This is a genomic window from Undibacterium sp. TJN19 (genome assembly GCF_049339485.1).
GTDB lineage: Bacteria > Pseudomonadota > Gammaproteobacteria > Burkholderiales > Burkholderiaceae_D > Undibacterium.
Map to the genome: position 1 here is coordinate 1 of NZ_JBMPPL010000014.1, position 14,390 is coordinate 14,390.

Annotated in this window: 13 protein-coding genes and 1 tRNA gene; 3 read left to right on the top strand and 11 right to left on the bottom strand. The window is 47.8% G+C overall.

Annotation, left to right across the window (positions count from 1 at the left end; all coding sequences use genetic code 11):
• The 3 genes from ACO0LH_RS25430 to ACO0LH_RS25440 all read right to left on the bottom strand — a co-directional run.
• Positions 1-1,093, bottom strand: a 1,093-nt coding sequence (locus ACO0LH_RS25430; RefSeq protein ID WP_422943947.1) for a hypothetical protein, incomplete at its 3' end; no start/stop codon positions are given.
• Between the two features lie 89 nt (positions 1,094-1,182).
• Entirely contained in the window at positions 1,183-1,806 is a 624-nt protein-coding gene (locus ACO0LH_RS25435) for a hypothetical protein (RefSeq protein WP_422943948.1), read from the bottom strand.
• Positions 1,807-1,903: 97 nt separating this feature from the next.
• The gene (locus tag ACO0LH_RS25440; RefSeq protein WP_422943949.1) at positions 1,904-2,185 is read right to left on the bottom strand and encodes a helix-turn-helix transcriptional regulator; all 282 of its coding nucleotides are present in this window, start codon (positions 2,183-2,185) and stop codon (positions 1,904-1,906) included.
• A gap of 828 nt (positions 2,186-3,013) precedes the next feature.
• On the opposite strand from ACO0LH_RS25440, the gene ACO0LH_RS25445 reads away from it, so the two are divergent.
• A complete protein-coding gene (locus ACO0LH_RS25445) occupies positions 3,014-4,099 on the top strand; it encodes a hypothetical protein (protein ID WP_422943950.1) in 1,086 nt (361 codons plus the stop codon).
• A gap of 186 nt (positions 4,100-4,285) precedes the next feature.
• Here the strand turns inward: ACO0LH_RS25445 and ACO0LH_RS25450 are convergent.
• From ACO0LH_RS25450 to ACO0LH_RS25485, 8 genes are all read right to left on the bottom strand, one after another.
• A tRNA-Ser gene (locus ACO0LH_RS25450) sits at positions 4,286-4,375 on the bottom strand.
• Positions 4,376-4,406: 31 nt separating this feature from the next.
• Complete coding sequence (locus ACO0LH_RS25455; protein ID WP_422943951.1) at positions 4,407-6,431, bottom strand: putative bifunctional diguanylate cyclase/phosphodiesterase; 2,025 nt, start codon at positions 6,429-6,431, stop codon at positions 4,407-4,409.
• A gap of 2 nt (positions 6,432-6,433) precedes the next feature.
• Positions 6,434-7,582: an EAL and HDOD domain-containing protein gene (locus tag ACO0LH_RS25460; RefSeq protein WP_422943952.1), complete on the bottom strand. Its 1,149-nt coding sequence runs from the start codon at positions 7,580-7,582 to the stop codon at positions 6,434-6,436.
• Positions 7,583-7,886: 304 nt separating this feature from the next.
• Positions 7,887-9,146 (bottom strand): radical SAM family heme chaperone HemW, encoded by a 1,260-nt coding sequence (hemW, locus tag ACO0LH_RS25465; RefSeq protein ID WP_422943953.1) that lies wholly within the window; start codon positions 9,144-9,146, stop codon positions 7,887-7,889.
• A complete protein-coding gene (gene rdgB / locus ACO0LH_RS25470) occupies positions 9,143-9,727 on the bottom strand; it encodes an RdgB/HAM1 family non-canonical purine NTP pyrophosphatase (protein WP_422943954.1) in 585 nt (194 codons plus the stop codon). Before rdgB ends, hemW begins: the two co-directional genes overlap by 4 nt.
• Positions 9,728-9,737: 10 nt before the next feature.
• Positions 9,738-10,475 carry a ribonuclease PH gene (rph, locus tag ACO0LH_RS25475; RefSeq protein ID WP_422943955.1) on the bottom strand — a complete coding sequence of 246 codons (738 nt, stop codon included), beginning with the start codon at positions 10,473-10,475 and terminating at the stop codon, positions 9,738-9,740.
• A gap of 6 nt (positions 10,476-10,481) precedes the next feature.
• Positions 10,482-11,417: a PP2C family protein-serine/threonine phosphatase gene (locus tag ACO0LH_RS25480; RefSeq protein ID WP_422943956.1), complete on the bottom strand. Its 936-nt coding sequence runs from the start codon at positions 11,415-11,417 to the stop codon at positions 10,482-10,484.
• A gap of 106 nt (positions 11,418-11,523) precedes the next feature.
• Positions 11,524-12,534 carry a serine/threonine protein kinase gene (locus ACO0LH_RS25485; RefSeq protein WP_422943957.1) on the bottom strand — a complete coding sequence of 337 codons (1,011 nt, stop codon included), beginning with the start codon at positions 12,532-12,534 and terminating at the stop codon, positions 11,524-11,526.
• Positions 12,535-12,675: 141 nt separating this feature from the next.
• Between ACO0LH_RS25485 and ACO0LH_RS25490 the strand changes: the two genes are divergently transcribed.
• Together ACO0LH_RS25490 and gmk are read left to right on the top strand one after the other, a co-directional pair.
• A complete protein-coding gene (locus ACO0LH_RS25490) occupies positions 12,676-13,578 on the top strand; it encodes a YicC/YloC family endoribonuclease (RefSeq protein WP_422944087.1) in 903 nt (300 codons plus the stop codon).
• 127 nt (positions 13,579-13,705) lie between these two features.
• Positions 13,706-14,350: a guanylate kinase gene (gene gmk / locus ACO0LH_RS25495; RefSeq protein ID WP_422943958.1), complete on the top strand. Its 645-nt coding sequence runs from the start codon at positions 13,706-13,708 to the stop codon at positions 14,348-14,350.
• Positions 14,351-14,390: the final 40 nt, after the last annotated feature.

Below are 14,390 nucleotides of genomic sequence, written 5' to 3' on the forward strand. Positions count from 1 at the left end.
TGCTGATGTTGCTGGCAAACATATCGCCGAGGAAGACGAAGTTATTGCCAGTGGTGAGCTTGATATCGCCTTGATCAACGTAGATGCCAGCTGCAATTTGTGCGCCTTGCGCTGTCGCAAAATTGCCGCTGTACAGATAGAGTTTAAGTTGCTCTGGATGTTGCGTCTGCATCTGAGCAGTGGTCATGCTGCTACCGCAGGTGCCGTTGATGTTCCAGCACGTAGGCCCGCTATTGAGGGTAAAGGCATTTTTGAAATACAGGTTGACGCTGGTACTGTTGTTGCCTGCTGCCGCTGCGCCGACTTTGAGGTGACAGGCTTGCTGCCAGACGGCATTCTCTATGTAGTAGTCGCCTGGCTCAAACTCCATGGTGGTGCCATTGCAATTGCTGAGATTGAGCTGTTTGATGCGGGTTGGTACAGTACCTGCCTGGAAGCGCAGGATGCCATTAACTTGCAAATTAACTTTGGCGTATTCTCCCGCAGGCAAGGTCAATGTACTGCCTTGTTTGCTTAGAGTAAGGGTTTGCGCTGTGTTGCCGCCACCTGGTACTGTAGAGGCGACAACGCTAGCGGTTTGTGTTTTGGCAGCTGTGGCTGCCGGGCTGCTGCTGGTGACTATTAATTGTCCATTGCCGTTGATCTGGCTGCTGGTCACTCCATTATTGACCAGTATCTGGCTGCCATTAGCGAAATTAACGTCCAGCGGGTTAGTCGTGCTTAGAAATGCTGGCAAGGTCTGACGTGCCACACTGGTACCACTGGCAGTGATTAATGCCGCCGTACCGGTGACTGTACTGCTATTGTTTTTACATTGCGTTGTACCCAATAAATTAGCCGTCTCTACATTCAGCTGAGGTGCGTCATAAAAATTCGGATTACAAAATGCTTGTGTATTTACGGTGTCACCCAAGGTGACTTTACCGCCAGAAAACACATTAAAAACACTACCATTTAACTGAGGGGTGTTGCCGCCTCCACCTGGGATAATCCAGCCAACCGGTATGGCACTGGCGGCATGCGCATCTGTCACCATTGCTGGCAATACCATTAAACTTGCTGTCAATATGGACAGCAAGCACGCAGTGACCATGCGTTTAGTTTTGAATAGATACATAATCATTTCGTTTTTTTGCGTACTTCTATAATGTGGTATTTCTAAATCAAACCAATGATGGACGTTTATTTAAATACCGCGACAGGGGTGTCGTTCAGGTAGATATAGTCAACATCAAAAGTTCCAGTACGTTCACTGATGAGCTTGCCATTTTTATCGTAGTAAAACGTGGTACGCGAAAGAACATTGGCGCTATTGTCAAGCACTGTCTTTTGTACGCGCTGACCAAGTGCATTGACTAAATACTGAACAACCCCTGCGCTATTATTCACGGAAAGCATGCGCCCCCTGGCATCGTAACTAAACTTCGCATCACCATTATTGGTGATGCTCCCATTTGGATCACTTACAATGTTAGTTGACTCAACCTGGACTAAACGTCGGGTCGAATTATTGCCATACACTGTTCTCGCGCCATTGATGTCTTTGTATATGTACTCACCCACCATCCCATAGGTAAAAGCCTGTGTCGTTTGTGGTGTGATATAGCTAGTAAGCTGACTTAAGTCGTCATAGGCGAAAGTCGCTTGCCGAGCAGGATTACCCGTCTCTGCAATTCCAGTGATGCGGCTATTGACGTCATAACTAATCGCTTGCACCTGATTATTTAAGGTGTAACTGGCTACGCGACCTAAGGAATCAAAATTGCGAACGTGCGCTTGCCCAGCACTGTTAGTGTAAGATTGCATTTCTCCAAAAGGACGGTAGCTGACCTGGCTTAACACCGTATTGGTAACGCCATCTTTACTCGTGTCAACGCTGTTTTAAAGAAAATTGGTAAGCCACTCAGGCATTGTCAAATGCGCTGGCACGGCTTGCGGCGATGCGTGTCTCTATCCAGGCCACAACTTCGGAAGCGATCCAGGCAACGCCACCTTTTGCGCCAGTGGACAGGGAAATGGGCTTGGGAAAATCGGGGTCGTACTGTTTGCAATTGGGATTGAAGCGAGCGTAAATGCTGCTGCGTTTTAGTCCAGTCAGCTCTTCGACTTGTTGACGGCGCAGCAATTGGGGTTGGATTGGTGTTTGTGTGAAAGGTGGCTCCAGGCACAGCGCCAAGGCGCTCACAGTTCGACGTGTTTTGGTTGGACCCGCAGGCGCTATAACTTTGGGGGATGGCGTCGGGACACTTACTTTACTGCGTGGTTGGATTCGGGTTGGCATGACTGATGGCTCCAGGATTAAGTTATGCAGATTGCCGGTGCGCACTGCACATGATGGAGTAGTTAAATATTTTTTCCTGATGTTCAATTTGAACCCTTAACAGTTAATACCCTTTCCTCCCTTTCTCGCCCGCAAATTCCATCCTTCCATCAAATAGCTGCCAAGATCGCCAGAGCATGGGCTAAACCGCTGGACTTGATTACGTGGATTGTTTTGGTTGAAGAGGTCGCCAGAGCTGCAACCTGGACTCTAAAAGGAATGAGATACGACAAAAAATTGCGGTATCATTTCTAAACATATTTTTTATTAGTTTGAATCTTTATAGATGCCATATAGTTTATCTTTGTGAGCCAGGTGGGGTTTACTTCCCCATTTACCTCTACTGACGGATAAGAATGTATATGAAATATGTCCACCGATTCCCTGCATATTTTCCATAAAAATATTGTGTAACTTTAGTTTTAATTATGTGCTTTTTCAGAGTATTTTTTGTGTAAATTTTGTGTAAAAATTGAATAATGGTAATTTTATTTTACCAACACTCTCATTCCAGAAAAATGCCTCTTAATTAACGTTGCACTTCAGAAACAATTTATTTTTGAATTTTATATGCCCTCAAAACATAAACTGGTTACCAGTAACGGTCGTGAAATCGATGTACAAATCCGCACAAACCGAAGGACCTATTTCTCACATTCCCAACCACCTAAAGATACCGAAGAGACAATAGCATTGGAAAAATCACCGGAAACCGAGAAGTCCTTAAAGACCGAAATAGCCAAAGACTCTACGGAGCCTATCGAGGCGATCAATCCAGAAGTGACTGATAGGGCAGAAACCAACCCGCCTCCAATCGCACCAAGGACCTCCGTAAAAGCCTTGGGGGGCAATTTATATCAAAAGGTCATCAATGGCGTTGTGACAGAATATCTCTACAGAAGGACGGTCAAAGGAGAATCCCGTGACATTAAATTAGGCCGGGCGACTGTAATCACTGAAGGTGCTGCCAGAAGGACAGCCTTAAGACTCAATGCAAAAATAGATAGGACAAAGCGAACAGAAAGCAGCAAAAAATTACTTGCCAAAGTGGAGGAAACGATATCAGCAAAAAGCTCGCTCCCGTGCTTCAAAACTTACGAGGATGTTGCGCGTTTCGTCAATGCTCTGTTGCATAAAATACCACTAGATAACCTGAAGTCCCGTCGACTAGGTGTTTTATCGGAAAAAGAAACCGAAACCTATCTTGTCATTTGGATCATGCTCCTGACTCCGATAAGTTTAAAGGAATTGATGCAAGCAGAACGGGGCGATTATGTCCCACGGGCAATGCGCAACCTTCATTCCTATGAACACTTGAAGTTAGTAACAAAGCAAAACAGAGAAGCCTTTTGCTTTAACTTGCCCAAATGCGCAGGGTTAGCGATAAGTAATTCCGTGGAACGTCCACGAGTCGAAGAGAACGATAAGATTTTTCATCTCCTGAGCAAGTTAAAGAAGGGTGAGCTCAAAAAGGAAATGGCGCGAGCTCTAAATGAAATTTGGCCCAACTACCCAGTTGACCCAGAGCAGTTTGTTTCTCTCTTTGAATACACTGCCAATAAGTACAGTTGCTTTCGACCTGAATTCATTAGCGCGTACACCAAGAAACAACACGCCAAGGATCAGTGGCTAAGCTATCCAACTGAGCACTATGCACTTTCAACCTGGTGGGAAAAGCAAGTCTTGGATAGGAACTTTGGCTTTCAAAACCAACCTGAGTCAAAGACAGCAATGGCCGCGAGAACTCGTTCCAATACAAACCATGGCAACCAATACTGAAATGCTATAACTGCATGCAACGACATTTAAGTCTGCGATTAGAAGGCAGAAACAGAAAAGGAACATAATCAACTGGATTCCAATAGCATCCAATTTGTTCCAGCGCAAAATGGCATACTGAATGGCATACTAAGAAGTACAGATAAAGAAAAAGCCCTTGAAAATCAAGGGCTTAATCAATATATCTGGCGGAAGCTGTGAGATTCGAACTCACGAAGGCTATAACACCTCGCCAGTTTTCAAGACTGGTGCATTCAACCGCTCTGCCAAGCTTCCGAGCCCGACAGTATAACCTGTGTGAGGCGGTTCAGCAAGGCTCATTTCCAGAATGGAAGTCTTTATCTAGCAATTTAAGCAACTCTCCAGGACTGACTGGTCTGGAATACAGGTAACCCTGCACTTCGTCGCAGCCTGCCTTGATCAGGAAAGCAAGTTGCTCTTCGGTTTCTACCCCTTCTGCGATGACTTTATGATTGAGTTGCTTTGCCATGACGATGATGGCGCTGGCGATGGCGCAGTCATTTTGGTCGGCAGGTATGCTTTGTATGAATGACCGGTCAATCTTCAGTGTATCAATCGGAAAACGTTTCAGATACGACAGACTGGAATAACCGGTGCCGAAATCGTCCAGGGCCAGCACCACGTCTTGTGCAGTAATCTGTTCCATGATGGCGATCACGCTTTCCGTACTGTGCATGAGCATGCTTTCGGTGATTTCCAGTTCCAGCCATTTGGGTGATATCTGATAACGCTCCAGCGCTTCTTTGACGCGCACTGGCAGGCTGGTGGTGAATTCCCTGGCAGATACATTCACGGCAATGCGAAATGCCGGTATGCCGCTGTCTTGCCACTGCCTGGCCTGTGCGCAGGCGGTTTCCAGCACCCATTCATCAATTTGCAGAATAAGGCCGGTTTCTTCGGCAATGGGAATAAATTCTACCGGCGAAATCAGACCTCTTTCCGGATGCAGCCAGCGCAGCAAGGCTTCTGCGCCGATGATTCTGCCGCTTCGTATATCAACCTTGGGCTGATAGGCCAGGAAAAACTCCTGATTTTCCAAAGCCCTGCGCATGCCAGATTCCAGATACAAGCGACCGGCGATACTCTGGTTCATGCTGTCGCTATAGAAGACGAAGCTGCCCGATACATTGCCGGCGCTGCGCTTGGCTTTGTACATGGCGATATCGGCTTTTTGCAGCAGGCTATCGGCCTCGCTGCCATCTTGCGGGAACACGCTGATGCCTATGCTGGCCCCTACCCGCAATTCATGCCCTGCGACGATGAAGGCATCATCCATCGCATGCAATAACTTCTGTACGACGAGACTGGCGTGAAAATGCTGGTTGATATCGATGAGGGCAATCGCAAATTCGTCACTGCCAAGACGCGCAACGATGTCGTTTTCGCGCAGGGTCAGCAGGTAGCGACTGGCGACCTGGCGCAATAATTCATTGCCTATTTCATGCCCCAGGGTGTCATTGATCGGCTTAAAGCGGTTCAGATCAATAAAAATGATGGCCGCGCTGGTATTGTTGCGCTGAGATTGCAGCAAAGCTTTGTCGACCAGTTGCTTGAACAGACTACGATTGGGCAAATTGGTGAGCGCATCGTAATACGCCAGGTGATTGATTTTTTCTTCTGCTTTTTTACGGGCGGTAATATCACTGAGATAACCGATGATGCCAATGGGCAGGCCTTGCGCATCGCATAAAGGCGAAAGGCTCAGGCTGGCCCAGAAAACTTCACCTGATTTTTTCTTGCGTTGCACTTCCATCTCTCGCCCGCCATGCTCAAGAAAGCTGTCATACAGGCGCAGGCCGTTGATGTCTTCATCGTCATACAAAAACAGGATATTTTTGCCGATGACTTCTTGCGAGTCATACCCGAACAGGCGTTCAGCACCACGGTTCCAGCTGATGATAAAACCTGCCAGGTCCATGGTGATGACGGATTCATGGATCTGATCAAGTATCTGTGTTTGTTGCAGTTGCGCCAGTGCAGATTCCTTGAAGCCCTGGTCGAACTTTGCACGGGTAGAAAATAACCTGGCAGTCAGGCTGGCCAGCAAATTCAATTTATGGATATCGGCTTCGTTGATATGCCCTTTTTTACCGGACAAGACATAATAAGTTTCAGGCGACGCCACACTATAGATGACCTCATCCTGATCACCGGCTTTAAATTTGCCGCGCATGAATGCGGCATTGGCATCACGAAAAACTTCTCTGACAATACGATTTAACGTGGCATCCAGCTCTTCACCCTGAAGACAAAGGACGGCTTCACTCAAGCTCACACCAATTTCCAGATCGTCGATTGCAGGCATTTGCATATTTACATATCCTGGCAAACCTGATTAACCCAGGCATAGGCGGATATGATGCACTCATAATAATCATCTGCGGCCAAGCCTAATTGATCTGGCAAGCTTTGATCAAAATTTGCATAGGGACGATCTGCTCTTTCTACCAGATCCAGGCTTTTACCCAATTGCCCCGATTTGTGCAGCAAGGCATTGAGCACATCGGTATGTAAATTCAGTGGCTGCAAGACTTCTGCCAGGGAGTTGCCGAACAATTTGTCCAACAAAGAAAACATGCCGACCATGAAGGCGCAATCAAGCTGGTCTTTATTACCGCCCTGCTTTTGACAGATGGCTTCCATCAGGCTGGCTCGGAACGCTGCGCGCGGCATGAGTGGATTAAGGCCACCGCCATGATCCTGCTGACGTGCATACAGCAATAATTGTAACCATCGCTGCAATTGCCGTCGCCCCAGTAAATTGATCGCCTGGCCAAAGCTGGAAACACGCACAGTCTGCGCAAAGGCGGCAGAACTGACCAGCTTGAACAACATGAAGGATAAGGTCGTGTCTTGCTTGAACAACTCTTCCAGTTCGCGTGATTCTGCGTCCCGCGCCACCAGGCCCAATAATTTCAACAAGCGTGTGCGTGCAGTCGCATCTGCGGCTTTGTTGCTGACGGGCGGATAAAACGCATAGTCACCAGAAAACCATTTGAAACCAGCTTCATGGGCCTGATCAAGCATGGCTGCGTGGGGCAGGTTTTGCGCGAGATGCGTGCCGCCATGCAGTCGTATCAACCAGGGTTTGAGCTGCGCTGGAATTTCCTTTGTACAAGGCGCACCGATTAATTTCACATCATCCCAGACCTGATTGTCCCCCGTGAAATCATCAATCAGCAGCCGTATACCAAGCGAGTTGAAATGTTTAAGACGTATTTGTGCCTCTTTGTCCACGCATTGCGTTTCAGGCATGCAAAGTACCAGGCGTGCTACAGGCAAACGCGTATCGATGTCGGTGGGGACTTGTGCGATATCAGCTGTCTTGATTAATAAAGAGACGCCACTGACACGGGAAAAAAATTCAGATTCATTCAAGAACTGCGCAATTGATAATACTTCGCTGAAAGGCAAGTCGCCAAAATCAGCTTGCAAAGCAAGCAATTGTTGCTTGCTATTCATCACCGGCAAAAATGTGCCAATTTCTCGCGTTTGAGCCATAAGAGAAGTACTTCAATTGTTACAAAAATTGGTAAAGATATTAATTTGAGAATTAACCAATTGCAACACAAATTAAAGCAATACATGAGCTATTGTGAGAATTATCGACAGTAAACCGATCAAAACTTAACAATTCTGGCAAAAATTAAATGATTTTCTGGATTGGTGCGCAATTTAACAAATGGCATGCCATTTTGCCGCTTTATCTGTGTGTTGCAAGATAGCTTACACTGCATTGCGCAGATGTACATATGGCAATTGAAAATTAAGCACTTTTCAAGAAGATTTGCTGCAAATCGTTCAGAAAAAGCTTGCCCAGCGGTGTTGCAGAAATGGTTTGATGGTCGCGATACAGCAGACCCTTTTTTTCCGCCGCCAGCAATTCTGTTTCTATGCTGTTCAACAGCATGCCTGTGCGCTCCTGAAACAGATTGACGCCGAAGCCATCTTGCAGACGCAAGGCATTGAGCATGAATTCAAAGCCCATTTCGTCCGGTTGAATCTCAAACGATTCCTGTACCGAATTGCCACTGGCAGTGGCGTCCATATAGGCTTTAGGCTGCTTGTAGCGCGCCTGACGGATAACCCGGTGCGGAAAAGATATCTTGGAATGCGCGCCAGCCCCGATACCAAGGTAATCACCAAAGTTCCAGTAATTCAGATTATGGCGTGATGCGCGTTTTGGCTGTGCATAGGCCGACACTTCGTAGTTGCCATAACCAGCCGCAGCCATGCGGGTATGGATGAGCTCTTGCATTTCTGCGCTTAAATCGTCATCAGGAATTGCTGGTGGAAATTTCGCAAAATAAGTATTGGGTTCCAGTGTCAGGTGATATAGCGATAAATGCGGCGGTGCAAACGAGATGGCAGTTTCGACATCAAGCTGCACTTCTTCCATAGTCTGGCCTGGCAAGGCAAACATCAGGTCAAGGTTGAAATTATCAAAGTTTGCCTGGGCAATTTCTATGGCACGGCGTGCCTCGTCACCATTATGAATACGGCCTAGCGCTGCCAAATGCCGGGAGTTGAAACTCTGTATACCGATCGACAGGCGATTAATGCCACTCTGGCGATAAGAACGAAATTTTTCTGCTTCGAAAGTACCCGGATTGGCTTCCATGGTGATTTCAGCAGCGCCATCCAATGGCAGCAAGGTACGTACGTCCGATAACAGCCTGTCCAACCCGGCAGCTGACATCAGGCTGGGTGTGCCGCCACCGATAAAGATCGTATATATCTTGCGCCCCCAAATGAGCGGCAATGCGGCTTCGAGGTCAGCACGCAAGGCATCCAGATAAGCGGTTTCATCAAAACCGTTTCGCACTTCATGTGAGTTAAAGTCGCAATAAGGGCATTTTTTCACACACCAGGGAAAATGGATATACAAAGACAGCGGTGGCAACTGGCTCAGATTCAAGTTGCCAGGCGCCAGATATTGCGTCGCCACATTCTGTGGCAACTGCGATAAATCTGGCTTGTTTTTTTCGACTGCTTTTGCCGTAAAAATTGGCTTGATCGGTATCATCTGAGTTTTTCAACCAGGGCACGTAGCGCCTGTCCACGATGCGATAATTGGTTTTTCTGTTCGGCAGACAGTTCTGCCACTGTTCTGTTTAAAGCTGGCAAGAAAAAGTAAGGGTCATAGCCAAAACCATTATCACCCCTGGCTTCTGCAATAAGCTCACCAGCCCATACCCCATCGGCGATCACTGGCTGCGGATCAGATTCGGAACGCACAAATACCAGTACACAATAATAAAACGCGGACTTGTCGGCTATGCCAGCCATATCTGCAATAAGCTTTTGATTGTTGCGCAAATCAGACTTGGGTTCACCAGCATATCTGGCCGAAACCACGCCAGGTGCACCGTTGAGGGCATTGACACAAATACCGGAATCGTCAGCCAACGCAGGCAACCCCGTCAAACGCGAGGCGTGCCTGGCTTTGGTCAACGCATTTTCAATAAAACTGGGATAAGGCTCGTCCGCCTCAGGCACCTGAAATTCTGATTGCGAGCAAAGTTCGATACCCAGGGGGGCGAGTATTTGATAAAACTCTTTCAGCTTTCCCTGGTTGTTCGAGGCCAATACTATTTTTTTGTTCATTGAAGGCCTCTCAATTTTCTTGCAAACCCAATACCTGCTTTTGCAATGCGATCAAGTCATTGATACCTTCTTGTGCCAGATCCAGCATGGCATTCATTTTCACACGATCAAATGCTTCGCCTTCTGCCGTGCCCTGAATTTCAACAAAATGGCCATGCTCGGTCATCACCACGTTCATGTCGGTATCGCAAGCTGAATCTTCAGGATAATCCAGATCCAGCACCGGCTGGCCCTGATACACGCCGACAGAAATCGCCGCGACGAAATGCTTTACCGGCACACGGGGAATAACTTGCTTTTCAACCAGTTTGGCGAAAGCATCGTAGGCAGCAACCATCGCACCAGAAATAGATGCGGTGCGGGTACCACCGTCGGCCTGGATCACGTCGCAATCGATATGCAACGTACGCTCGCCAAATGCTTCAAGATCAAAGGCAGAACGCAGCGAACGTCCGATCAGGCGCTGAATTTCTTGTGTGCGTCCAGATTGTTTGCCTTTGGCAGCTTCCCTGTCCATGCGGGTGTGGGTAGAGCGTGGCAACATGCCATATTCAGCTGTCATCCAGCCCTGCCCTTTGCCTTTTAAAAAGCCGGGTACCTTGTCTTCAATACTCGCAGTGCAAATGACCCTGGTGTCACCAAATTCAATTAAAACAGAACCCTCGGCATGTTTGGTGAAATGACGGCTGATAACTACCGGGCGCAGAGCGCCCGGTGCACGCCCGCTAGGGCGAAATGTGTTTGACATGATGAATTAATTCTTGGAAGTGATGCGTGATGATTTATGAATTGCATTGCGTATTTCAGCAATCGCTTTTTCAATTTCTGCGTCGTTAAAGACGTCGTTGTCCGTGCTTTCCAACTCGGCATCAACTGGCGCCTGTATGGTCGTCGTGACAGAGCCGATAGGCAAGGTGTTGGTGGATATGATGGTGGAATTATCCATACGGTCATCGCCTTCCCACATCATCGCCAGGGCTGTGACATTATCACTTTGCTTGCCAGCGATATCGACAGCCGAACGTATCAACTCAGGTACGGCACGCACAATGGTGTGGTCATGCAGGCGCTGTGCCAGCATGTGGTCTGGCAATACCGACCATAGCCCGTCTGAACACAGCAAAAGCAAATCGCCCGGCTGCAAAACAGCACGGCGCGACAATTCAACGATAGGTGCATTTGGCGCACCCAGACAGTTGAACAATTTGTTGCGGTCAGGATGCGTATGTCGTTCTGCCGGATCAACCTTGCCTTGGGCGATCAGGGTTTCAAGACGTGAGTGGTCTTTGGTGCGCAGCAATATCTGCCCTTGCCGTATCCAGTACAGGCGGGAATCACCACAGTGCGCCCAATAGGCATAACCATTTTGTATCAGACAGGCAACAATGGTTGTACGTGGTGTTTCTGGTAAATTATTGATGGCGCGGTAACGATGTATCTCTTGATGGGCAGCCAGAAAACTGTCTTCCATGAAGCGTTCAGGCCGCCCTATCATGGGGTGAGCCTGTTGCTGGAACAGATTACCTATGGTTTGCATGGCAATGGCTGCAGCCATTTCACCCATGATATGACCACCCATGCCGTCCGCCAGCAAAAGCAAAATCGAATCGCGGGTAAAGCTATACCCCATTCGATCCTGGTTGACCTTGCGGCCACCAATATGACTCTCTTGATAAACGGAAAAACGCATGAGATATAAAAAGACTAAATTATTCTGTTAATAGGGGCTACTTTTACGCACGTCAGATTTGCCAGGATTTTGTATATTTCTGGCTGATCCGCGTACATATTGAAATTCAATTCAAGGTACTTTCTTGTATCGTAGTGTGGTCACTTTCCACTTTTTTCCTTTTACCGCCAATAAGTGTTGTTACTTTCAATGTCATTTTTTCCATGAAAGTCAATTCTCTTTGTGGCTGCGCCTGTATAGCCAGCGCTTTTTGCAAGGCAAATACACTTTGCGGCCTTTCCAGCGAATCCAGTTGCAGGCACCAGCGCACCACTTCAATCAACTCGGTAGAATACAGGCCTTCCAGTTTGCGGTAATGGCCTTCCATCTTATCACTGGTCTTGCGTTGATCCGACGGTTGCGGCGGTGCGCCCACCATGCAGGCAAAAATGGAGGCGCCGATACTGTAAATATCTGTCCAGGGGCCTAGGTTACCATTTTTCTGATACAACTCTGGCGCGGCAAAACCCGGCGTATACATCGGGTAGAGCTTGGGAATATCCGTTTTCAGGGTCTGACGGGCGGCACCAAAATCCAGCAAAATGGGGGTACCATCAAGGCGCAGATAGATATTCGCCGGTTTCAAATCCAGATGCAGCAACTTATTGGTATGCACTTCGCGCAGGCCGTTCATGACCTGGTTGAACATACGGCGGATAAAACGCTCAGACACCAGCGGCTTCTCACCCTTGTCGCGACGCCTCAAAATATGCTCTTGCAGCGAACGACCTGATTCGTAAGCCATGACCATATACACGGTTTCATTGGCCCTGAAGAAATTAATAACGCTCACCACGTTGGGATGAGAAATCCGTGCCAGCGCCCGACCTTCTTCAAAGAAGCACTTCAAGCCTATCCGATAAATCGGCAGGTTTTCATTCGAAATGGCAGGCACCAGTTCACCCTGCTGACGCAAAGCCAGGGAACTGGGCAAATATTCTTTGATCGCAACAGCGTTGCCATCTTCATCAGAAGCCAGATATACAATACTAAAGCCACCGGACGCAATTTTCTTTACAATGCGGTATCCGGCAATTTCCAGTCCATCTGGTAGAGGTGCGTTATTTTGTGCGGCCATCAATCATCCAATTCACTATACAAAACGGATTGTGTTGATTATTGCGGTATTTGTAAAGAATATCCTAGTGTCTAATGCGCAATTTTGCCAATCCAACCCACATTGATCCATTTTAGAGGACATACCTTGAGTATTTTTAGCATGACTGGCTATGCCACCAGCACCAATGAAACCGATGCGGGCACCATTACCATAGAGATCAAAAGCGTGAATTCCCGCTTTCTGGATCTGCAATTCCGGATCAATGATGAGTTTCGCTCCGTGGAATCGCAGTTCCGCGAAGCCATTACACGCAAACTGGCGCGTGGCAAAGTGGAATGCCGTTTCAGTTTTGGTAAAAAAGTCACAGAAACCAGTAACAAAAGTCTCAACACAAGCTTGTTGAATCAGTTGTCAGCCTTTCAGGCGAGCTTGAAACAACAGTTCCCTGATGCTTCACCGCTGAGCACGAATGAAATTTTGCGCTGGCCCGGCGTGATAGAAGAGGGTGAAATCAATGCTGATTTTTTACAAACAGCGATCAACAACACCATCAGCCAGACACTGGACGCTTTTCTTGTCAGCCGTGAACGCGAAGGTGCAGCACTGGAACAAGTGCTGCTCAGCCGCATCACCGCCATGGAAGAAATCGTTACCCGCATCACCCCTTTGATGCCTCTGGTTGTACAACAGTTCCAGCAAAAAGCCACAACCAGGCTGGAAGAAGCCCTGGGGCTGGCATTGCAGTCTACCGGCGCCAATGCAGGCCAGACCATCACCCGCGAAGAAGCGCTTGACCGCATCCGCCAGGAAGTGACCGTCTATGGCATACGTGTTGACGTTGCAGAAGAACTGGCAAGGCTTTCCGCACATCTGACAGAAACCAGGCATATACTCAAAAAAGGGGGTCAGGTCGGCAAAAGGCTGGATTTCATGATGCAGGAGTTGAACCGCGAAGCCAATACGCTTGGCTCAAAAGCAGCGTCGAAGGAACTGTCTGATGCATCAATGGAGCTGAAGCTATTCATTGAACAAATGCGCGAACAAGTGCAAAACCTTGAATAAACAGGCGCATTTGCTTATACTCCCGCCACTATTTTCCCGGGGCAATGTATAAGAATTGGGTAAGCCGTCTAAGCAAGCCCGTTTTTATTCTTATTTGACGCCCTGACTAACCTACTGGAGGAACGCCATGCAAACCAATAACTCGACTGCCGGCAGTCTTTTCGTGGTCGCAGCCCCCTCTGGCGCAGGTAAGTCATCGCTGGTCAACGCATTGCTTATGCAAGAACCGTCCATCAAGCTGTCGATTTCTTACACAACGCGCCCGCCACGCCCGGGTGAAGAAAATGGCCGGGAATACCATTTCACAACACCAGAAGATTTTCTGGAACGCAAAGCCCAGGGTGAATTTCTGGAGTCGGCAGAAGTGTTTGGTAATTACTATGGCACTTCACGCATCATTATTGAAAACGAAATGCGCTCAGGCACCGATGTATTGCTGGAAATTGACTGGCAAGGCGCACAACAGGTCAGAAAGCAGTTCCCTGGTGCTGTTGGCATTTTCATCTTGCCACCATCCATTCCGGCTTTAGAAGAGCGCCTGAAAAAGCGTGGGCAAGACGAACCAAATGTAATTACCAAGCGGATTTTGGCGGCAGGCGGCGAAATGGCCCACTCTCCAGAGTTCGAATATGTTATTATTAATCAAGACTTTGCAACAGCCTTGTCAGAATTGAATGCAATCGTGAAAGCAACACGCTGCCGATTTGCACAACAGGCAACACGTCATTACGAGCTGTTTGCCCAACTTGGCATCCATGCCAATCTGAATTAATTCGCGAACCCATTTGTATTTTTAGTATTTAGGAAGAAAA